18 protein-coding genes are annotated in these 19,890 nt (G+C 62.5%); 8 read left to right on the top strand and 10 right to left on the bottom strand.

Annotated features, from left to right (window positions below):
* Window positions 1–236: 236 nt before the first annotated feature.
* On the bottom strand, window positions 237–1,187 hold the full coding sequence (locus AC244_RS21610; RefSeq protein WP_025426032.1) for a LysR substrate-binding domain-containing protein: 951 nt from the start codon (window positions 1,185–1,187) through the stop codon (window positions 237–239).
* 210 nt (window positions 1,188–1,397) lie between these two features.
* Here AC244_RS21610 and AC244_RS21605 point away from each other — a divergent pair, with 210 nt between their 5' ends.
* Window positions 1,398–1,694, top strand: a complete 297-nt coding sequence (locus AC244_RS21605; RefSeq protein ID WP_053250883.1) for a DUF1127 domain-containing protein — start codon at window positions 1,398–1,400, stop codon at window positions 1,692–1,694.
* A gap of 351 nt (window positions 1,695–2,045) precedes the next feature.
* Here AC244_RS21605 and AC244_RS21600 read toward each other — a convergent pair whose 3' ends face one another.
* The 6 genes from AC244_RS21600 to AC244_RS21575 form a co-directional block, all read right to left on the bottom strand.
* Window positions 2,046–2,873, bottom strand: a complete 828-nt coding sequence (locus AC244_RS21600) for a DUF937 domain-containing protein (protein WP_053250882.1) — start codon at window positions 2,871–2,873, stop codon at window positions 2,046–2,048.
* A gap of 298 nt (window positions 2,874–3,171) precedes the next feature.
* Window positions 3,172–4,545, bottom strand: coding sequence for a glutamate--cysteine ligase (locus AC244_RS21595; protein WP_053250881.1), 1,374 nt, complete (start codon window positions 4,543–4,545; stop codon window positions 3,172–3,174).
* A 146-nt stretch (window positions 4,546–4,691) separates the two neighbouring features.
* The gene (locus tag AC244_RS21590) at window positions 4,692–5,429 is read right to left on the bottom strand and encodes a 16S rRNA (uracil(1498)-N(3))-methyltransferase (RefSeq protein ID WP_053250880.1); all 738 of its coding nucleotides are present in this window, start codon (window positions 5,427–5,429) and stop codon (window positions 4,692–4,694) included.
* Between the two features lie 11 nt (window positions 5,430–5,440).
* On the bottom strand, window positions 5,441–6,946 hold the full coding sequence (locus AC244_RS21585; protein WP_053250879.1) for an inorganic phosphate transporter: 1,506 nt from the start codon (window positions 6,944–6,946) through the stop codon (window positions 5,441–5,443).
* Window positions 6,947–7,060: 114 nt separating this feature from the next.
* Window positions 7,061–7,567 (bottom strand): NUDIX hydrolase, encoded by a 507-nt coding sequence (locus AC244_RS21580; protein ID WP_053250878.1) that lies wholly within the window; start codon window positions 7,565–7,567, stop codon window positions 7,061–7,063.
* Window positions 7,568–7,771: 204 nt separating this feature from the next.
* Entirely contained in the window at window positions 7,772–8,560 is a 789-nt protein-coding gene (locus tag AC244_RS21575; protein WP_234716997.1) for a FadR/GntR family transcriptional regulator, read from the bottom strand.
* Window positions 8,561–8,731: 171 nt separating this feature from the next.
* On the opposite strand from AC244_RS21575, the gene AC244_RS21570 reads away from it, so the two are divergent.
* Window positions 8,732–10,006, top strand: coding sequence for a DUF3422 family protein (locus AC244_RS21570; RefSeq protein WP_053250876.1), 1,275 nt, complete (start codon window positions 8,732–8,734; stop codon window positions 10,004–10,006).
* A 3-nt stretch (window positions 10,007–10,009) separates the two neighbouring features.
* Here AC244_RS21570 and AC244_RS21565 read toward each other — a convergent pair whose 3' ends face one another.
* A complete protein-coding gene (locus tag AC244_RS21565; RefSeq protein WP_053250875.1) occupies window positions 10,010–10,906 on the bottom strand; it encodes a LysR family transcriptional regulator in 897 nt (298 codons plus the stop codon).
* A 106-nt stretch (window positions 10,907–11,012) separates the two neighbouring features.
* On the opposite strand from AC244_RS21565, the gene AC244_RS21560 reads away from it, so the two are divergent.
* The 4 genes from AC244_RS21560 (at window position 11,013) to glcF (ending at window position 15,501) form a co-directional block, all read left to right on the top strand.
* Window positions 11,013–12,452, top strand: coding sequence for an FAD-linked oxidase C-terminal domain-containing protein (locus tag AC244_RS21560; RefSeq protein WP_053250874.1), 1,440 nt, complete (start codon window positions 11,013–11,015; stop codon window positions 12,450–12,452).
* Window positions 12,449–13,660 carry a glycolate oxidase subunit GlcE gene (glcE, locus tag AC244_RS21555; RefSeq protein WP_053250873.1) on the top strand — a complete coding sequence of 404 codons (1,212 nt, stop codon included), beginning with the start codon at window positions 12,449–12,451 and terminating at the stop codon, window positions 13,658–13,660. The genes AC244_RS21560 and glcE overlap by 4 nt, the downstream gene beginning before the upstream one ends.
* Window positions 13,661–13,693: 33 nt before the next feature.
* The gene (locus AC244_RS21550; protein WP_053250872.1) at window positions 13,694–14,074 is read left to right on the top strand and encodes a DUF4870 family protein; all 381 of its coding nucleotides are present in this window, start codon (window positions 13,694–13,696) and stop codon (window positions 14,072–14,074) included.
* A gap of 131 nt (window positions 14,075–14,205) precedes the next feature.
* On the top strand, window positions 14,206–15,501 hold the full coding sequence (glcF, locus tag AC244_RS21545) for a glycolate oxidase subunit GlcF (RefSeq protein ID WP_053250871.1): 1,296 nt from the start codon (window positions 14,206–14,208) through the stop codon (window positions 15,499–15,501).
* Window positions 15,502–15,553: 52 nt separating this feature from the next.
* Here glcF and AC244_RS21540 read toward each other — a convergent pair whose 3' ends face one another.
* Together AC244_RS21540 and AC244_RS21535 are read right to left on the bottom strand one after the other, a co-directional pair.
* On the bottom strand, window positions 15,554–16,249 hold the full coding sequence (locus tag AC244_RS21540; protein ID WP_053250870.1) for a L,D-transpeptidase: 696 nt from the start codon (window positions 16,247–16,249) through the stop codon (window positions 15,554–15,556).
* A 190-nt stretch (window positions 16,250–16,439) separates the two neighbouring features.
* Window positions 16,440–17,210, bottom strand: a complete 771-nt coding sequence (locus tag AC244_RS21535) for a L,D-transpeptidase (RefSeq protein WP_053250869.1) — start codon at window positions 17,208–17,210, stop codon at window positions 16,440–16,442.
* 251 nt (window positions 17,211–17,461) lie between these two features.
* On the opposite strand from AC244_RS21535, the gene AC244_RS21530 reads away from it, so the two are divergent.
* Both AC244_RS21530 and hisS read left to right on the top strand, forming a co-directional pair.
* A complete protein-coding gene (locus tag AC244_RS21530) occupies window positions 17,462–18,106 on the top strand; it encodes a DNA-3-methyladenine glycosylase I (protein WP_053250868.1) in 645 nt (214 codons plus the stop codon).
* A 268-nt stretch (window positions 18,107–18,374) separates the two neighbouring features.
* The gene (gene hisS, locus AC244_RS21525) at window positions 18,375–19,889 is read left to right on the top strand and encodes a histidine--tRNA ligase (RefSeq protein ID WP_063934134.1); all 1,515 of its coding nucleotides are present in this window, start codon (window positions 18,375–18,377) and stop codon (window positions 19,887–19,889) included.
* The last annotated feature ends 1 nt before the right edge of the window (window position 19,890 follow it).

Below are 19,890 nucleotides of genomic sequence, written 5' to 3'. Positions count from 1 at the left end.
CTGGGCGCAGCCGGTGATCGCGCCGGCAAGCGCCTCCATGTCATGCGGGCGCGGGTTGCTTCGCCGCCAGATGGGGCCGATTTGGGGCTGCGAAGCCGACACGATCAGCACGGCTGCCGAGTAAGCCGCAAGAAGGGCGGGCTCATGGGGTCCGCTTCTTCCTCGTCCCGTGCCGTATGAAAAAAGGCCGCGCCTCCCTTTGGATGCGCGGCCTTGTTGTTGAGCGTTGGATATGTTCACCAGCCCGGAAGCATGTGGCTTTGCCGCAGGCGCGGATAGCGCGGGAAGCCCTTGATATCGCCATCGATGTCGTCGTTGACGGTGATTGGGGTGATGTTGTCCAGGCAGGCCGTGATGTGGTTGGTGATCGCATTCGACAGCGACGGCGAAAGACCCGGGCGCTTCATGATGCCGATCTGCACCGGAGCCAGCGCCGGGAAGCCGTCGGCCAGCGTCAGCACCTTCATGCCTGGGCGCAGTGCCGATTCCGGCAGGACCGAAACCGCCATGCCGGCAAGCACGGCCGCGGCGACCACGGTCGACGACCAGCTGGTGAACAGGATCTGGTATTCCTTGCCGGTCGCATCGAGCGCCGCACAGGCCGCCTGCCGCCACTGGCAATCGCGGCGGCCGACAGCAAGCGGGATCGGAGCGTTTTCCGGCAGCGGATGGTTGATCGAGCTTACCCAACAGAGCGGCTCGGTGCGCACCACGTCCGAGGCGCGGGCGCGCGGATTGTGCGTGACCAGCGCGATGTCGAGATCGCCTTTGGCCATCTTCTCGGCAAGGTCCACTGAAGGTTCGCAGATGATGTAGAGTTCGACGTTCGGATGCGTCTTGGCAAACCGCACGATGATCTCCGGCATGTAGCGGTCGGCGTAGTCGTCGGGCGTGCCGATGCGCAGTGTGCCTTCCAGCCGATTGTCGTCGAAGGAGGCCATCGCCTCGTTGTTGAGACGGATCATCCGGCGGGCGAAATTGAGCAGCCGGTCGCCCTCGACGGTCAGGCGGTTGCCGCGGCCATCCTTCATGAACAACGGTTTGCCGATGCGCTCTTCCAGGCGCCGCATCTGCATGGATACGGCCGACTGCGTCTTGAAAACCCGGTCGGCGGCCTTGGTGAAGCTGCCCGTGTCGGCGATCGCGACAAAGGTTTGCAGCTGATCAATGTCAAGCGGTGCGGACATGGCCGAGATACACCCATAAAATTGTTTGATGAATATCATTAAAAACATTCGTTGGACTGATCAATAAGGATTTGCGATCTATCAGGGGCAAATTTCATTGATCCCCGGCCGGCACTGGTGTCGGCGAATCCCAACTTCCCTGGCCCGCCCCTGCGTATGACCTCGCGCAGGGGATGGGCCTCTTCGTGCCTGAAAAAAAGGAGTACCGTCATGCGCACGACCGACCACGTCCTCGATCTCGACCTCGTTGCAGGAAAGCAGGCCTATGCCTCCCGCGCCGCTGGCGTTGTCGGCGTGATGACGGCCGCATGGCGCCTGTTCAGAAACCGACGCGAAATCGCGCGTCTGAATGAGATGGACGACCGCCATCTCCTCGATATGGGGCTACGGCGCGAAGATGTTCGCGAGGCGATCACCTCGCCCTTCTTCGACAATCCCGGCAGCTATCTGACGCGTGCGTCGCGAAACCGCGCGAGCCTCTTCTACAAGGGGATCCGTCACGACTAGAGCATTTCCAGGAAAAGTGCACAGCCGCTTTCCGTCAGGAAATGTGTAAAAACAAACAGATAGAGCATTTCTGTAGCTCCGCTTAAAAACGGAAACGCTCTAACGTCCCCATGGCGCATCCCGCCGCTCGAGATGCGCCAGTCGAGCATGATCCGCGCAAGCTGCCGCCAACGCGGGTCATGCTACGAATTTCGAAGTTTCGGTGCTGCCGCCTATATCGCGCGCCCAAACGTTCCCCGCAGGGTAGAGCCAATAGACCCTGCCGCTTGGCCCGGTACATGAACCAAGACATGTACCGGGCCTTTTTCTTTTCAGCAGGCGTCGGCTTGGCGGGGGCGGCCGCAGACCAGCTCAGGTCTTGTCGCCGGTACCGGTCTTATAGCTGTCGAACAGCGCCTCGATGTTCTTCTGATATTCCTTCTGCATCTCCAGCCCGCTGTCGAACATGCTGTTCATCAACTGCGAGAACTGGGCGACGGCAGGGTTGTCCGCAGCCGGTTTGGCCGTCGTGCCCGCGCCTGTCTGCATCATGTCCTGGAACGCCTTCATGAAGGGATTGTCGGCAAAGAAGTCGGGCGCCTTGGCCTTTTCTTCCTTCTTGCCGGCGCCGAAGAAGCCCTGCATCGCCTGCGTAAAGGGATTGTCGAAGGGATTGGCCTGCGGCTCCGGCTTCTTGGAAAGGCCGGTTGCCTCCATCCACTGCTGCATCATCGTCGCCATCGGATTGTTGGCAAAGGCACTGTTCGCCCCTGAGAACTGGCCTGTCGCCTGCTTGAACAGTCCACCCATCAGCGTATCGGCCATCGCCGGCAGCATCTGCTTGTAGATCTCCTGGCTGATGCCGGTGACCTGGGCTGCCTGGGCTGCGATCGCGCGCGACATTTCCTTGGAGCCGAAGAGCTGGCCGAGGATACCGTTGCCGTCGGCCATGCCTTGCGGCGTGAACGCCTGGCTCACGTCCTCGAAGTATTTGGCGTAGTTGCCGCTGGACATGGCCGTCAGCAGCGCGCCGAAATCGTAAGGGTTTGTCGTGTTGCGCTTGAAGGCCGCGGAGAAGGCCGGAAGCAGCGCTGCCGTGGCCTTTGCCATCTGCTCCTGGGCAAGCCCGAATTGTTTGGCCATCAACTCGGTGGCCTGTCCGTTCTGCGCCTGCATGAACATGTCAAAAAGCGGTGCCATCCCCGGTTCCCTTCGGCTACTGCCTAATTCCTTAGATCGGAACGATTTAAGGGGAAAATTATGCAGCAAGTGTAAAGCGCGGCAGCGCCGTTTGCGCGTCAGGCTGACGTGCGGCGCTGCAAGCAACGTATGTCGTTGCACTATAACGGGAAATCGGGGGCTGGAAACCGCTTTTTACTGCATAGTTCCTTAAATCGGAATCGATTTAGGGAGAAAATTAAGCAGCAAGTTTCAGCTGTTACAGCGTCCTTAGCGCGTCATGTCTGACGCGCGGCGCTGTAATCGCAGGCTTACCGGCTCAGTATTGGTATTCTGCAAAGACCGGTTCGACCGAACCGCTCCAGCGCCCGTTATAGAGCGACAGCAGATCCTCGGCGAGCGTCGCCTTCTTGGCCAGCACTTCGTCGAGCGGTGCCAGGAACTGGCTTTCGTCGATGCCGTCACCGTTCAGCCGGTTGCGTCGCTTCAGGCCGCCGCGTGAGATCGAAACGACTTCGCGGGCGATGTCGTAGAGGCTGCCGGCGCGGAATTTTGCGTTGAGCGCCTGGGCGGGCACCGCGTCACGTAAGGTCCCGACCTCCTCGAACGTCCAGTCGCGGGTAAGCGCTTCGGCAGCGTCGAGCGCCTCGCCGTCGTAAAGCAGGCCGACCCAGAAGGCAGGCAAGGCACAGATCCGGCGCCAAGGGCCGCCATCGGCGCCGCGCATTTCCAGGAAGCGCTTGAGGCGCACGTCGGGGAACAGGGTCGAAAGGTGATTGGTCCAGTCGCCCATATTCGGCTGCCATTCGGCGATCTCGCCCTTGAGCGCTCCGTTCATGAACTGGCGGAAGGTAACGTGGGTACAGTCGTGGTAGTGACCGTCGCGCACGACGAAATACATCGGCACGTCGAGGGCCCATTGGACATAGTCGGCAAAGCCGAAGTCGGGCCTGAAGGCGGTGGGCAGCAGGCCGGAACGCTGGTTGTCGGTGTCGCGCCAGATATCGCCGCGCCAGGACAGGAGTTCGTTCGGCTTGCCGTCGGTAAAGGGCGAGCTTGCAAACAGCGCGGTCGCCAGCGGCTGCAGCTTCAAGGACACCTGCATCTTGCGGCGCATGTCCTCTTCCGAGGAGAAATCGAGGTTCACCTGGATCGTGCAGGTGCGATACATCATGTCGAGGCCCTTGGTGCCGACCTTGGGCATGTAGCGGCTCATGATGCCGTAGCGTGATTTCGGCATGCGCGGCGTTTCGTCAAACGTCCATTTCGGGCTGCCGCCGATGCCGAGGAAGCGAATGCCGAGCGGCTCGGCCACTTCGCGCAGAACGGCGAGGTGCTGGTTCGATTCCTTGCAGGTCTGGTGCAGGTTTTCGAGCGGCGCTCCGGAAAGCTCGAACTGGCCGCCCGGCTCCAGCGAGATTGCCCCGTTGCCGGAATGCTCGGCAAGACCGATGATATTGCCCTCATCGACGATCGGGTCCCAGCCGCTCTTTGCGGCCATGCCGTTGAGCAGCGCCTGGATGCTGGCGTCTCCGAAATAGGGGACAGGGCTGTTGTCGGCCTTAAAGAAGGCAAACTTTTCGTGCTCCGTTCCGATCCGGAACCGCTCCTCCGGTTTCGAGCCCGCCGCGAGATAATCGGTCAGGTCAGCGACAGAGGTTACCGGCGTCTGATCGGTGGTATCTCGGGCCATGAGCGTCTTCTTTTGCTTGAGCGGTTCCCGCCGGTCAGCGGAAGTGGATGGTGGCTGCTTGAACCGTAATCAGGTGCGGTGCAAGTCAATTTCTTTCAAGATCTGTTCAAAAAAAGTATGAGCCGTGCTTGCGCGCAAGCGACCGGTTAGTGCCAATCACCGACCGCTGCCTGTATCACCGCCATCGCAGCAACCGCTGCGGTATCGGCCCTGAGAATGCGGGGGCCAAGCGGAATGGCAGTGATGAAATCGAGGCTGCGCAACAGGGCCCGTTCGCTGTCGGAAAAGCCGCCTTCAGGCCCGATCAGCAGCGCCAGCTTCTTCTCCCCAATGCCGTTCAGAATCGGCAGCGGGTTCTGGCTGTCGCTGCCTTCGTCGCAGAAGATGATGCGACGGTCCACGGGCCAGTCTTGAAGCAGATCTTCAAGCCGGCGGGGCTCCGCCACGCCAGGAATGCCGAGCACGCCGCACTGTTCAGCGGCCTCGATGACATTGGCGCGCACGCGATCGAGGCTGCCGATCTTGCCCTGCACGTGCTGGGTCATCACCGGTTGCAGCACGCCGGCACCCATCTCGACCGCCTTCTGCACGAGATAATCGAGGCGGCCGACTTTCAGCGGCGCGAAGAGGTAGACGAGATCGCAAGGAGCCGGTTGCGGGCGGGTCTGCTCGACCGCGGTCATGATCAGGCGCTTCTTGCTCGCAAGCGAAAGCTCGGCGCGCCATTCGCCGTCGCGGCCGTTGAAGACGAGGATGGAGCCGCCGTCCTCGTAGCGAAGCACATTGATCAGGTAGTTGAACTGTTCCTTGGTCGCTTCTTGGGCCGCTCCGGCATGGAGTGCGTGCTCGACGAACAGTCGCTGCATGCGAAAATTGGCGCGCATGGGGAATACCTTCACATGAAAATGGCGGAAAGAACGAGATAGACGACGGCGGAAAGCAGCGCCGAAACCGGAACGGTGATGACCCAGGCGGCGACGATCGTCAGGAAATGCGAGCGGCGCACCAGGCGCCGGCGTCGAACCTCAGAAAAGTTGGTTTCGGTCGGCTCCATGAAGTCTGCGTGGCCGGTTTTCTGACGGACATATTCAAGCCGCCGTTTCGAGTGACGGGTATACCATTCGCGGAAGAAGCCGACGCCGAAGACGGCGCCGACAGCCGTATGGGTCGAGCTGATCGGCAGCCCGAAGGCGGAAGCGAGCAACACCGTTACTGCCGTTGCGAGCGCGACGCAGAAGGCGCGCATCGGGTTCAGCCGTGTAATTTCCTGGCCGACGACGCGGATCAGGCGCGGACCATAGAGCAGCAGGCCGATCGAAATGCCGAGCGCGCCGATCGCAAGTTCCCAAAGCGGCGTTGGCGACGTCTCTGTGGTGATGACACCGTCGAGGGCAGAGACGATCGCCGCGAGCGGGCCGATGGCGTTGGAAACGTCGTTGGCGCCGTGGGCGAAGGAGAGCAGCGCGGCAGAAAGGATCAGCGGCGCGCGAAACAGCTTGCGCAGCGACTGGTTGCGATTGTCGAGCCCGATGGACTGGCGATGGATCCACGGCTTGGTGAGAAAATAGGTGGCAATTCCGGCAACGAGACCGAGGCCCAGCCCGGTTGACAGCGAGATCGCCGCAACCTGGACAAGCGCGATGACGGCCAGATAGGCCGTGAAGCTGCCCGCCGTCACGCCCAGGATGATCGGCATCCAGCGTCTTGCCGATGCGATCTTGTCCTCGCGGTAGATGATGAATTCCTTGAGGAACGCCAGGAAGGCGGCAGCGATTGTACCGCCGAGAACCGGAGAAACAGACCAACTGGCGGTGATGCCGGCAAGCGACCACCATTGCACGCTGGAAATGCCGGCCGCGGCGATGCCTGCGCCGACGATGCCGCCGATGATCGAATGCGTGGTCGAAACCGGTGCGCCGGAATAGGTGGCGATGTTGATCCAGACGGCCGATGAGGCGAGAGCCGCCATCATCACCCAGACGATCGTCTCAGGGCCGAGAATATGCTCGCCATAGATGATGCCGGCCTCGACGGTCAGTGTCACCTCACGGCCGGCCAGCATCGCGCCGGCGATTTCGAAGATGGCGGCGATCGTCAATGCCGTCACCATCGACATCGCCTTGGCGCCGACGGCCGCGCCGACGTTGTTGGTCACGTCGTTGGCGCCGATGTTCATCGCCATGTAGCCGGCGATCGCGGCAGCGGCGATGATGATTGGTGCCGCTGCAGAGTTCGTGACGAAGCTTGCGGCAAATGCCATGCTGAGCAGCAGGAAGAGCAGGGCCAGGCCAGGCGCTGCCAGACTACGCATCACCTGTTGCGATGCCGCCTCGGCAAGGCTGAACTTGTCGAGGTCCTTGTCGAGCGTCTGCTTTTCAAGGCGCATGCGCGGCTTTACCAATGGCGATCTCCCTTTTCACCATGGCCACTACTGCCACCGCGAAACGCTTTCAAGCGGAATTGATGATGTCTGCAAACCTGTGCAAGCGGCAACGACAGATATCGCCCGTGGTGGCTAGCCGTTCACGGTTTTGGGCACTGGCGAAGGCGGTGCCGACATGCGGCTGCCGAAGGCGAGGATAAGCTCCTTCAGTGTCGGCTCGGCGACGCGGCTCGCCGCTTCCTGGTAACTGACCCATTCGAGCTTGCGCGTGCCTTCCTCCGGGAAGTGCTTGCAGAGATCGTCGACCTCCAGGGCGTGGACCTGGACCTTGACCGAAATCTTCAGGTCGTGATCCATGCGTTTCTTGTAGAGATAGAACCCGGCGGGAGCCTTCTGCACCCGGCCCTTGACGCCCGCCTCTTCATAGGCTTCGCGTTCGGCCACCTCGTGGGCGCGTTTGCCTTGCATCGGCCATCCCTTGGGAATGACCCAGCGGCCGGTATCGCGGCTGGTGATCAGGAGAATCTCAAGCGCCTTGGACTTCTTGCGAACCCGGAAACACAGCGCAGCATATTGCATGCGCGCCGGTCGCCGCAGCATAAGCTGCACATCGGATGCGAGCCGGTTCAGGAAGTTCAAGGTCGTTTGCTCTCCTCTTAGCGAATCAGTATTCGTTTGACGTTCCAGCCAGTATGCCAGCGTCGCGTTGCGTGTAAATGTCGCGCCTCATCGGCTGCCGGATATGCGGTCAGCTTCGCTGCAAACTGTGGTCCCTATGCGACAGAATATGGTGTCTTCGCGTCGGCTTTGCCAGCGAGGTGCTAACCGGGCGTTGGCCCGGCTTCAGCCCGCCTGGTCGCGTTGCTGCAGCCGCAGCCGGGCGATGCGCGCCCACTCGCCGGTGCGCTCCGCCTCGCGGGTGGAGGCGGCGACAAAATCGATATGGCTTTGGGCGGCCGCCTTGGCCGCTTTCGGGTCGCCGGCCATGATCGCGTCGTAGATCGCCTCGTGCTGCGCCAGCAGCCGGTCGCGTGCGCCCGGCGCATCGAACACCGAATTGCGGTGAAAGAAGATCCCCTGCGTCAGCAGCCGGTAGCAGGCACGCAGCGTGTGCATCAGGATGATGTTGTGGGCGCTTTCGCCGATCGCCTGATGCAGTTCGACGTCGGAGGCGAGCTCGTCGTTGAAATCGCCGCTGCGGTGGGCGGTTCGCATGCGCTCGATGATGCGCGTGAGGATATCGCGGTCGAAATCCGTGGCGCGGGTCGCTGCCAGTTCCGCGGTCAACCCTTCGAGTTCACGGCGATATTCGAGATAATCCTGCGTCGCCTTGTGGTGGCGGCCGATCAGCTCGATCAACGGCTTGGAAAAGACTTCGCCGACGACATCGGCAACGAAGGTGCCGCCGCCATGGCGGCTCTCGACGAGACCGCGCGTCTCCAGTTCCTTCAACGCTTCGCGCAGGATCGGTCGCGACACGTCGAAGCGCTTCGACAGCTCCCTTTCGCCCGGCAGCCGGTCGCCGTCGCGCAGGATGCCTTCGAGGACGAGAAGCTCGATCTGCTGGACCACCTCGTCCGCGGTGCGGCTGTGGCTGATGCGGGCATAGAGGTCGATCTGGTCTTCGGTCACGCTTGGGTCTCCCATGCGGGGCAATCTAGGCATGTGCGACCAACTGGTCAATTTCCTTGTCCACTTCTGCCGTCCTGACAAAAGTCAAACTGCGGCAATGCGTCCTTTTGCTTTTGCTCGTTCGGTTGATAAGAAAGTCATGATGAACGCGTGAGGGGGACAAAGCGCTTCATGGCAAAGGGAAGTTTTGCATTTCCGGTCGCGCCGATGCGAGCGCAGGCACTGGGCGAGGTCCATTCGCGGCCTTACGCCCTGGTGGCGACGCCGCGCGTGATCTTTCAGCTCGCCTTCATGACCGAGGGCGGCTCGATCGTCGACCATGCGGTTCTGTCGGAATTGTCCCGTTCGCGCGGCATCGCGCCGCCCGGGCGCGACGCCAACCACCACGCCATGGCCTGGGGGCAGGGCACGCTGCGCTGGGAGCGGCATACCGAGTTCTCCACCTATTTCTGGGATGGCCCGGCGCCGGAGCATTTCGGTGGCGAGGTGGCCATCCATCCCTTCGGCGACGGCTTTTCGCCGCCCGGCTCGCTCATCTCGGGCATTCGCCTCGAGATCCGCGCCGATTCGCCGGAGACCCGCGAAGCGATCAAGGCCTTCGACCCGACCAGCCTTTGTTACAGCGAGACGAAAAACGGCCAGGCGATCCTTGTCACCGATTTCCGCCAGAACGGCGACGGCCTGACGCAGATCCTGGTGATCGACCGCGGCATGACCGAGGCCGGCACCGGCGCGCTGATCCAGCGCCTGCTCGATATCGAAACCTATCGCACGCTGGCTATGATCGGCCTGCCGCTGGCGCAGTCGCTGTCGCCGGAGATCCGTCGCACCGAAGACGGATTGACGGCGATCACCCAGCGCATGAAGGAGAACGTTCGCGAAGAGGCGGACGACATGCTGGCGGAGATCACCCGGCTCGCGGCCGACCTGGAGGCAGGTGCTGCACTCAGCCTCTATCGCTTCGGCGCCAGCCGCGCCTATTACGGCATCGTCCAGGAACGCATCCGGACCTTGGCCGAAACGGCGGCCCCCGGCTACGAGACCATCGGTACCTTTCTCGAGCGCCGGCTGGCACCGGCCATGCGCACCTGCCAGTCGGTGGAAGAGCGGCAGGCGAACCTGTCGCGCAAGCTGGCCCGCGCCACCGCGCTTTTGCGCAGCTGGGTCGATGTCGAGCTGGAACGACAGAACAGCGCGCTCTTGAACTCGATGGATCGGCGCGCAAAGTTGCAGCTGCGCCTGCAGCAGACCGTCGAGGGCCTGTCGGTCGCCGCGATCTCCTATTATGTCGTCGGGCTGTTCGGCTATCTCGCCAAGGCGGTCAGCCATGAGCTGCCGATCGATCCCGGCCTTTTGACCGGACTTGCGGTGCCCTTCGCCGTCGTCGGCGTCTGGCTGATCGTGCGCCGCATCCGCCACCATCACGGCGACGGCGAGCATAAATAGCGCCTATTGCTCCCAATAGGGGACGGGCCCGTAAAGTGCGGCGAGATAATCGATGAACAGGCGCACCTTGGCCGGCAGAAACTGGCGGCTCGGATAGACGGCCGAAAGCGTCAGGTTCTTCGAGCCTTCCCATTGCGGCAGCACCTGCACCAACTGGCCGCTGCGCAGTTCCGGACCGATATCCCAGGTGGAGCGGAGCGCGATGCCGGCGCCGGCGATCACCGCCGCCCGGACGATTTCCGAGGAGTTGGTCACAAGCGGTCCTTCGGGGTGCCAGACGAGCGATCCCTCCGGCCCTTCGAGCTTCCAATTGTCGTTGTTGTGGGCGGGCAGGCAGAAATGCCGGGCGAGGTCGCCGATCTCGTTCGGCGCGCCGTTGCGGGCAATGTAGTCTGGCGAGGCGCAGAGCAGCCGACGAACGGGCGCGAGCTTGCGCGCCACCAGGCTCGAATCGGTCAGCTCGCCGATGCGCACCGCCATGTCGAAGCCCTCGGCGACGATATCGGTAAAGTCGTCGGTGAGCACGATGTGCAGCTTGAGGTCCAAATGGTCCTTCATGAAGCCGGTCAGATGCGGCGCGATGTGCATGCGACCGAAGGAGGTCGGCGCCGAAATGCGAAGCACGCCCTGCGCCTGCGACGACCGTCCCGAAGCATAGGCCTCTGCCTCCTCGATGCCCGTCAGAATGCCGAGCACACGGTCGTAGAAGCCCTGGCCGGCCTCGGTCAGCGAGATCTGCCGGGTGGTGCGCTGCAAGAGGCGGGTGCCGAGCCGATCCTCCAGCCGCTTGATGCGCTTGGAGATGACCGCCGGCGAAAATCCGAGCGCCCGCCCGGCGGCCGACATGCTGCCGGAGGAAACGACGCGTGCAAAAATCTCAAGATCGCCTAAATTCGTCATCAATCGTTGCCATTGTTTCCGAAATGGAAAAGCTCAATAGCATTTGCGAGGGGGCTATCCTAGTGGTAAAGAAAATGAACCAATTGACATGTGGGCGGAGGATTTGATGGCGGAAACGATCGGCTTTCTGCAACCAAGGCCAGCCGTCATGGCCCGCCGCCGCGAGATCGCCGCGGATCTGGCAGATCTGTTGCCGGCCGAGTGTCTCATCAGCGACGAGCGCGGATTGAAGCCGTTCGAGACCGATGCCTTCATCGCCTATCGCCGCATGCCGCTCGCCGTCGCCCTGCCCGAGACGACCGAACAGGTGGCAGCAGTGCTCAAATATTGCAGCCGCTACGGCATTCCCGTCGTGCCGCGTGGTGCTGGCACTTCTCTTTCCGGCGGCGCCATCCCGCAGGAAGATGCTGTTGTAATCGGCCTTTCGAAGATGTCGCGCATCCTCGACATCGATTTATTCAACCGCACCGCGACGGTCCAGGCGGGTGTGACCAATCTCAATATTTCCGAGGCCGTCTCCGCCGATGGCTTCTTCTATGCGCCGGATCCGAGTTCGCAGCTTGCCTGCACCATCGGCGGCAACATCGGCATGAATTCCGGCGGCGCCCATTGCCTGAAATACGGCGTCACCACCAACAATCTGCTGGGGGTGAAGATGGTGCTGTTCGACGGCACGATCATCGATCTCGGCGGCAAGGCGCTCGATGCCGCCGGTTATGATCTTCTCGGCCTCGTCTGCGGTTCCGAGGGGCAGCTCGGCATCGTCACCGAGGCGACCGTGCGGCTGATCGCCAAGCCGGAAGGCGCGCGCCCGGTGCTGTTCGGCTTCGCTTCGTCCGAGGCCGCTGGCGCCTGCGTTGCCGACGTCATCGGTTCGGGCATCATTCCGGTCGCCATCGAATTCATGGACAAGCCGGCAATCGAGATCTGCGAAGCCTTCGCCCATGCCGGCTACCCCCTGGATGTGGAGGCCCTGTTGATCGTCGAGGTGGAGGGCTCGGAAGCCGAGATGGACGCGATGCTTGCGAGCATCATCGACGTTGCCCGTCGCCACGGCGTCACCACCATCAAGGAAAGCCAATCGGCGCTCGAGGCGGCACTGATCTGGAAGGGGCGCAAGTCGGCATTCGGCGCGACCGGCCGCATCGCCGACTATATCTGCATGGACGGCACCGTGCCGCTCAGCCAGCTTTCCCACGTTTTGCGCCGAACCGGCGAGATCGTCGCTGCCTACGGCCTTCGCGTCGCCAATGTGTTTCATGCCGGCGACGGCAACATGCATCCGCTGATCCTCTACAACATCAACGACCCGGACGACGCGGCGCGCGCCGAAAGCGCCGGCAACGACATTCTCAAGCTCTGCGTCGATGCCGGCGGGTGCCTGACCGGCGAACATGGCGTCGGTATCGAGAAGCGCGATCTCATGCTGCATCAATTCACCCAGACCGACCTGGACCAGCAGATGGCGGCGCGCGCCGCCTTCGATCCGCAATGGATCCTGAACCCGTCCAAGGTCTTTCCGCTCGAAGGACGTCCCGCAGCATGATCGTTCATTTCGAGCCCGCGAGTGAAGAGGGGATCGCGACCGTCGTCCGGGCGATGGCCACTGAGCGGGCGTCGCTTGCCGTCATCGGCGGCGGCACGCGATCCGGCCTCGGCAATCCCGTGCGCGCCGACCGGGTGCTGTCCACCCGTCGCCTCTCCGGTATCGTCAGCTACAATCCGGCGGAAATGACCGTCAGCGCGCTCGCCGGCACGCCGCTTGCCGAGGTCGAGGCGGCACTTGCCGAAAACCGGCAGATGCTTTCCTTCGAGCCGATGGACCACCGCCCGATCTTTGCAACGACCGGCGAGCCGACGATCGGCGGCGTCTTCGCAGCGAATGTCTCGGGACCCAGGCGCATCGTCGCCGGTGCCGCGCGCGACAGCCTGCTTGGCGTGCGTTTCGTCAATGGCAGGGGCGACGCGATCAAGGCCGGCGGCCGGGTGATGAAGAACGTCACCGGTCTCGATCTGGTAAAGTTGCTGGCGGGCTCCCACGGAACGCTCGGAATTCTGACCGAGGTGACATTCCGCGTGCTGCCGAAGCCGCCGGCCAGCGAGACGGTCGTGGTATCCGGGTTGAACGATGCCGAAGCGGCGGCGGTGATGGCGGAAGCCATGGCGCAAACGGTCGAGGTTTCCGGCGCAGCGCATCTGGCCGAGAGCGTGCGCGGCCGGTTCATCGGCGGTGGTTTGCCGGATGGCGCGGCAACGGTGCTGCGGCTCGAAGGCCTGCAGGCTTCGGTGTCGATCCGTGCGGAAAAACTGTCGAAGGCGCTCGAAAGGTTCGGTGCTGTATCGCGGCTCGATGCGGAACAGACGGCGACGCTCTGGTCCGAAATCCGCGATGTGAAGCCCTATGCCGACGGCTCGGATCGACCGCTCTGGCGGGTTTCGGTTGCGCCTTCGGCCGGTCATCAACTGGTTGCCGCGTTGCGGCTGCAAACGGGTGTCGATGCCTTCTATGATTGGCAGGGCGGGCTTGTGTGGCTGAGAATGGAAGCCGATCCCGAGGCAGCGCTGGTGCGCCGCTACATCAAGGCGCTTGGCAGTGGCCATGCGACGCTCGTTCGAGCAAGCGACGGCTTCCGTGCGACCATTCCATCGTTCGAACCGCAGCCGGCGCCGGTGGCGCTATTGAGCGAACGCGTCCGGGAAAAGTTCGATCCGCAGCGGATCTTCAATCCTGGCCGGATGCAGGCCGTTTCCTGAGGTGCGGGGAAATGACGAGAGAGGGAGGTATCGATGAGTGACAATGGCCCGCGGGCTCCATTTCCCAGAGAGACTGATCGCTGGCTGGAACCTGGCAAGGTCAACGTCCAGGTCATCTATGTGCTCTATCTCGTCGCTTTCGCCGTCGGGATCACGGCTATCGTTGGCGTCGTGCTCGCCTATCTCAACCGCGGTAAGGGTGCGCCTTGGCTCCAGACGCACTATACCTGGGCGATCCGCACGTTCTGGATCGCGCTGTTGTTCAGCGCCATCTCGGCGCTGCTGATGGTGCTACTGATCGGGTTTCTGGGCTTTATCGCCACCGCCGTCTGGATCGTCGTACGCTGTGTCGTCGGCCTGCAGCGCGCCGCCCGCGAGGAGCCGATCAGCAATCCGGAAAGCTGGATGATCTAGAGCACGTCGCGCAAAAGTGTAGAGCGGCTTTGCGATGACGACATGCAAAAACAAGAGCTTGAAGTGCAACATGCGATCCCTGAAGATCGCGGCGCGCTTCAGGGGCAGAGCCCCGATATTGGAGTAAGCGTTTGCAGACCAATTTTACGCCCGCGCAGCTTGCCGATCCGCATGTGGCCGAATCCGAAGCCATCCTGCGCAAATGCGTGCATTGCGGTTTTTGCACCGCCACCTGTCCCACCTATGTGACGCTCGGCGACGAGCTCGACAGCCCGCGTGGCCGCATCTATCTCATCAAGGACATGCTGGAGAACGGCCGGGCAGCCGACACGGAAACTGTGACGCATATCGATCGCTGTCTGTCCTGTCTCGCCTGCGTGACGACGTGTCCCTCGGGCGTCGATTATATGCATCTGGTCGATCACGCCCGTGTCCATATCGAGAAGACCTACAAACGGCCGTTGAAAGACAGGCTGACCCGCGCGGTGCTCGCGCAAGTGTTGCCCTATCCCTCGCGTTTTCGCCTTGCCCTGAAAGCGGCCGCTCTCGGGCGGCCCTTTGCCAAGGTCCTGAAACGGGTGGCGGCCCTCAAGACCCTCGGCGTGATGCTCGACCTGGCGCCGAAGGCGGTGCCGGAGCCCTCGGCGACAGCGGTACCGGGCACCCATGCCGCCAGCGGCAAGCGCGTCGGCCGCGTCGCGCTTTTGAACGGCTGCGCGCAGCCGGTGCTGAAGCCGGAAATCAACGAGGCGACGATCCGCCTTCTCACCCGTCTCGGCATAGAGGTGGTCGTCTCAGCCGGGGAGGGCTGCTGCGGCGCGCTGGTGCATCACATGGGGCGGGAGGACCAGGCGCTCGAGGCTGCCCGGCGCAGTGTCGATGCCTGGTTGAGCGTGGCGGATGAGGGGGCTCTCGATGCGATCATCATCACCGCATCCGGTTGCGGTACGACGATCAAGGATTATGGCCACATGCTGCGCCTCGACCCCGCCTATGCGGAAAAGGCAGCACGGGTCTCGGCCATGGCGAAGGACATCACCGAGTATCTGTCCACGCTCGATCTTCCGGTGCAGGATCCGCGCGGCATGACGGTGACATACCACTCCGCCTGTTCGATGCAGCATGGCCAGAAGATCACCATGGCGCCGAAGCAATTGTTGAAGCAGGCGGGTTTCGTCGTGCGCGAACCGGCCGAAGGCCACCTCTGTTGCGGGTCGGCCGGCACCTACAACATCCTGCAGCCGGAGATCTCGCAAACGCTTAAAGCCCGCAAGGTCAAGAACCTCGCGGCGACGAAGCCCGATGTGATCGCCACCGGCAATATCGGCTGCATTACCCAGATCGCCACCGGCACGGCGATCCCGATTGTCCATACCGTCGAATTGCTTGACTGGGCCTATGGCGGAGCAAAGCCCGCCGGACTGTGAAACGAAAAGTGCCGGCGCCATGGCGCCGGCCTTCTTGTCTCTGGCTGGAATATCAGCCGCCGAAGATCTGGCGGAAGATATCGACGCCGCGATCGTTGAAGTAGGTGTCGCCGGTCTTGCTGCCGGGGCCGATGACGATCACCTTGGTGCCGACGTCGGCCCGGTCGTAGAGATGCTCGACATCGTTGTTCATCATGCGGATGCAGCCGGATGACATGTTCTGGCCGATCGTCCACGGCTGGTTGGTGCCATGGATGCGGAAGATCGTGTCGCGGCCGCCCTTGTAGAGATACATGGCGCGCGCGCCGAGCGGGTTGTCGATGCCGCCTTCCTGCGTGACCGGCAGGATGCGGCCCTTGGCGGCTTCGCGGCGGCGCATTTCTGCCGGCGGCGTCCAGGTCGGCCATTCCGCCTTGCGTCCCACCTTCACCACGCCGGACCAGCCGAAGCCTTCGCGGCCGACGCCGATACCGTATCGGGTCGCGCGGTTCGGGCCGTCGATGTAATAAAGAAACTTGTTGTTGGTATCGACAATGATCGTGCCGGGGGCTTCGTCGGTGCTGAAGCGAACCTTGGTACGCCAGAATTGTTTCGGCGGCTTTTTCTGTGTTGCGACAAGAACGACATCGCTGTTCTTGGCAGTGGTTCCGGATGTCGGCGCGGGCGTGAAAGCCTGGGCACTGGCGGCGGCAAGAATAGTGCTGGTCGCGATGGCGATCGCGACCAAATTGCTGGCATGACGTTTCATATACGATTCCCTCTCAGCCCTCGTTACATCAAGGCTATGCAAAACGGCCCGAAGTTCAAGTCCGGGATACATCCGATTGATCAAACGTGAGACGGATTTTGTATCTTGAGACCCGCCTGTTGCCTGAAGATCACGAACAGGCAACAGCAAGACGTATGGGCGGAGGGGAATATTCTATGCAAAGCGCCAATTATATGACGATAACCTTGGTGCCGACATTCACCCGTTCGTAGAGATCGACGACGTCCTCGTTGCGCATGCGGATGCAGCCTGAGGAGACCGCGTAGCCGATCGTCCAGGGCGCATTGGTGCCGTGGATGCGATAAAGCGTCGAGCCGAGATACATGGCGCGCGCGCCAAGCGGATTTTCAGGACCGCCGTCCATGCGTGCCGGCAGGTAGTGCCCCTTGGCGGCTTCGCGCGAAATCATTTCCTTCGGCGGTGTCCAGCTCGGCCACTCCGCCTTGCGTGTGACCTTGTGCGCGCCTGCCCACTCGAACCCCGGCTTGCCGACGCCGACGCCGTAACGCCGTGCCTGGCCGTTGCCGGTGACGAGATAGAGGAAGCGGTTGTTGGTATCGATGACGATCGTGCCCGGCTTTTCCTTGCCGTCGTAGACGACGGTCTGCGGCAGGTACTGCGGGTCGAATTTCGACTTGACCGGGCGCTGGGCGCGCGTGGCATTGACCGGTTGCACCAGCGGCGCGCCGATACGGCGTTTTGCCTGTGGGCGTACGGTCTGGCCCTGATAATACTGTTTTCGGGTGGTGGTCGGAATCTGCTGACGGTAGATGACCCGGCGCGCCTGCTGCGGCTCGCCGCCGAGCTGCATCACCCATGGGGCGGTCAGGTCGGGGCTGACGATCACCGGCGGTCGGTTCTGATACCGGTCCTGGGCCTCCACCTGGCCTGCGACGAGGGTGAGAATGGATGCGGCTACAAGAAGGGATTTTTTCAACATCGGACGGACTCGCTACCTTTCGCCGAAACGTATCAAAAAGGGGCGCGGCCAGCCGGAGAACGGGACGCTCGGACGGTCGGCATGCGCCTTGGCAACGGCGCGATCGTGTCATCGTGGCGCCACGGAATGGTAAACGACAGCCCGTGAAAGGCCCGAAGCGTCGATAAAGCTTTGGGTAGGGTTATCCGTCGCTTTAGGAATCTGGTTTGTGAATGGTAAATGGGCAAGAACAGGATGAAACGGGGCGGACGATGACGACCAAAGGCATAATGATCGGTGATGACGGCCTTGGGCGCTGCGCCTGGCAGAGCAATCTCGACGACTACAGGCGCTATCACGACGAGGAGTGGGGACGGCCGGTCACCGATGACCGGCGCCTCTTCGAGAAGATCTGTCTGGAAGGGTTTCAATCCGGCCTCTCCTGGCTGACGATCTTGAGAAAGCGCGAGGCCTTTCGCGCCGCTTTCGCCGGCTTCGATTTCGACAAGGTCGCGACGTTCGGCGATGCCGACATCGAGCGCTGCCTTGCCGATACAGGCATCGTGCGCCACCGCGGCAAGATCGTCTCGACCATCAACAACGCCAAGCGGGCCCAGGAGCTTAAAGCCGAGTTCGGTTCGCTTGCCGCCTATTTCTGGTCGCACGAACCCGGCCCGGACGAGCGGCCGACATTTGTCAGCTACGAGGTGATCGCCGCCAATCCGACGACGCCGACCTCGACGCGGATCTCCAAGGACCTGAAGAAGCGCGGCTGGACCTTCGTCGGCCCGACGACGATCTACGCCTTCATGCAGGCCATGGGCCTCGTCAACGATCATATCGAGGGGTGCCATTGCAGGAGCGCGGTCGAGGGGTTGAGGCAGAGCCTCTCGCGACCCATGCCTCAAGTGGCCTGAGATCCTGAAATCGGCTGCTTGGCGGCGCCAGCCGCGGAGGCGCCGGGAGGACGGCGGCGGGTCACCCGTCGTTCCTGCGCAACTTTGCGGATCGCGTCATCTCCTTCCCGTGTTCGAGTTCGGCCTCCGCCAACGCGACCCCTGGGGAGAGGCTGCCAAAGCCGGTGCTGGCCGCAAGAGCATGCTTTGCGCTGCGCAAACCCTTGCCGCCCATGCCTCGATCCGATAGGGAAAGCTCCAAACCCGCTGATAGCCCGGAATGCTTCCCATGACCGAGAAACAAAAGAAACCGCAGAAGCTCAAGGCGCGCCTGCCGCGCGGCTTTGTCGATCGCGCGGCTGCCGATATTCGCGCAACCGACGAGATGATGGTCAAGATCCGCGAAGTTTACGAGCGCTATGGTTTCGATCCGGTCGAAACGCCGCTGTTCGAATACACCGACGCGCTTGGAAAGTTCCTGCCCGACAGCGATCGCCCGAACGAGGGCGTGTTTTCGCTGACGGATGACGACGACCAGTGGATGTCGCTGCGTTACGATCTGACGGCGCCGCTTGCCCGTCACGTCGCCGAGAACTTCAACGAGATCCAGCTTCCCTTCCGCACCTATCGCGCCGGCTACGTCTTCCGCAACGAAAAGCCGGGCCCGGGCCGCTTCCGCCAGTTCATGCAGTTCGATGCCGATACGGTTGGTGCTGCCGGCGTCCAGGCCGATGCGGAAATGTGCATGATGATGGCCGACACGATGGAAGCGCTCGGCATCAAGCGCGGCGATTATGTGATCCGGGTCAACAACCGCAAGGTTCTCGACGGTGTCATGGAGGCGATCGGGCTGGGCGGTGACGACAAGGCGAATGCGCGCCTGACGGTGCTGCGCGCCATCGACAAGCTCGACAAGTTCGGCACCGAAGGCGTGCGTCTGCTGCTCGGCGAAGGCCGCAAGGACGAGAGCGGCGATTTCACCAAGGGCGCCGGCTTGAGCGGCGAGCAGATCGACAAGGTTCTGTTCTTCGTCGGGATCCAGGACTACGCCGAAAGCGCTGCCGAACTCGCAGCACTCGTTGCCGGCACGACCAAGGGCGGCGAGGGTGTCGACGAGCTCAACACCATCCGCAGCCTGGTACTGAGCGCCGGCTATGAGGCCGACCGCATCAAGATCGACCCCTCGGTCGTTCGCGGTCTCGAATACTATACAGGCCCGGTTTTCGAGGCTGAGTTGCAGTTTGCCGTAACCAACGAGAAGGGCGAAAAGGTCGTCTTCGGTTCGGTCGGCGGCGGCGGTCGTTATGACGGCCTCGTCTCGCGCTTCATGGGCCAGCCGGTGCCGGCCACCGGTTTCTCGATTGGTGTCTCGCGCCTGATGACCGCGCTGAAGAACCTCGGCAAACTCGGCTCGTCAGAGGTTATCGCGCCGGTCGTCGTCTGCGTCATGGACCGTGACATCGACAGCATGGGCCACTATCAGCGCTTCGTGCAGCAGCTTCGCCATGCCGGCGTTCGCGCCGAGATGTACCAGGGCAACAAGAAGAATTTCGGCGACCAGCTGAAATATGCCGACCGTCGCGGGGCGCCGCTGGCGATCATCCAGGGCGGTGACGAGCGCGCGGCCGGTCTGGTGCAGATCAAGGACCTGATTGAGGGCAAGCGACTGTCGGGCGAAATCGAGGACAACGCGGCATGGCGCGAGGCGCGGGTCGCGCAGGTCTCCGTGCCTGCCGGTAACCTTGTCGAAAAGGTGCGTGAAATGCTCGCGGCACAGGCCGAGGATCGGGCGAGGGCTGGCTGAC

The sequence above is a fragment of the Ensifer adhaerens genome (assembly GCF_001270265.1).
GTDB lineage: Bacteria > Pseudomonadota > Alphaproteobacteria > Rhizobiales > Rhizobiaceae > Ensifer > Ensifer adhaerens_B.
Note: the sequence above shows the minus strand (reverse complement) of the source record. Positions and strands in the feature narration are given on the sequence as shown.

Bases quoted from the DNA above. Each gene is read 5' to 3' on its own strand.
- AC244_RS21540 (WP_053250870.1), bottom strand. From the start codon at position 16,249: ATGAAACGTCATGCCAGCAATTTGGTCGCGATCGCCATCGCGACCAGC.
- AC244_RS21610 (WP_025426032.1), bottom strand. From the start codon at position 1,187: ATGTCCGCACCGCTTGACATTGATCAGCTGCAAACCTTTGTCGCGATC.
- AC244_RS21605 (WP_053250883.1), top strand. From the start codon at position 1,398: ATGCGCACGACCGACCACGTCCTCGATCTCGACCTCGTTGCAGGAAAG.
- hisS (WP_063934134.1), top strand. From the start codon at position 18,375: ATGACCGAGAAACAAAAGAAACCGCAGAAGCTCAAGGCGCGCCTGCCG.
- glcE (WP_053250873.1), top strand. From the start codon at position 12,449: ATGATCGTTCATTTCGAGCCCGCGAGTGAAGAGGGGATCGCGACCGTC.
- AC244_RS21560 (WP_053250874.1), top strand. From the start codon at position 11,013: ATGGCGGAAACGATCGGCTTTCTGCAACCAAGGCCAGCCGTCATGGCC.
- AC244_RS21565 (WP_053250875.1), bottom strand. From the start codon at position 10,906: ATGACGAATTTAGGCGATCTTGAGATTTTTGCACGCGTCGTTTCCTCC.
- AC244_RS21590 (WP_053250880.1), bottom strand. From the start codon at position 5,429: ATGCGCGCCAATTTTCGCATGCAGCGACTGTTCGTCGAGCACGCACTC.
- AC244_RS21570 (WP_053250876.1), top strand. From the start codon at position 8,732: ATGGCAAAGGGAAGTTTTGCATTTCCGGTCGCGCCGATGCGAGCGCAG.
- AC244_RS21535 (WP_053250869.1), bottom strand. From the start codon at position 17,210: ATGTTGAAAAAATCCCTTCTTGTAGCCGCATCCATTCTCACCCTCGTC.
- AC244_RS21600 (WP_053250882.1), bottom strand. From the start codon at position 2,873: ATGGCACCGCTTTTTGACATGTTCATGCAGGCGCAGAACGGACAGGCC.
- AC244_RS21595 (WP_053250881.1), bottom strand. From the start codon at position 4,545: ATGGCCCGAGATACCACCGATCAGACGCCGGTAACCTCTGTCGCTGAC.
- AC244_RS21550 (WP_053250872.1), top strand. From the start codon at position 13,694: ATGAGTGACAATGGCCCGCGGGCTCCATTTCCCAGAGAGACTGATCGC.
- AC244_RS21530 (WP_053250868.1), top strand. From the start codon at position 17,462: ATGACGACCAAAGGCATAATGATCGGTGATGACGGCCTTGGGCGCTGC.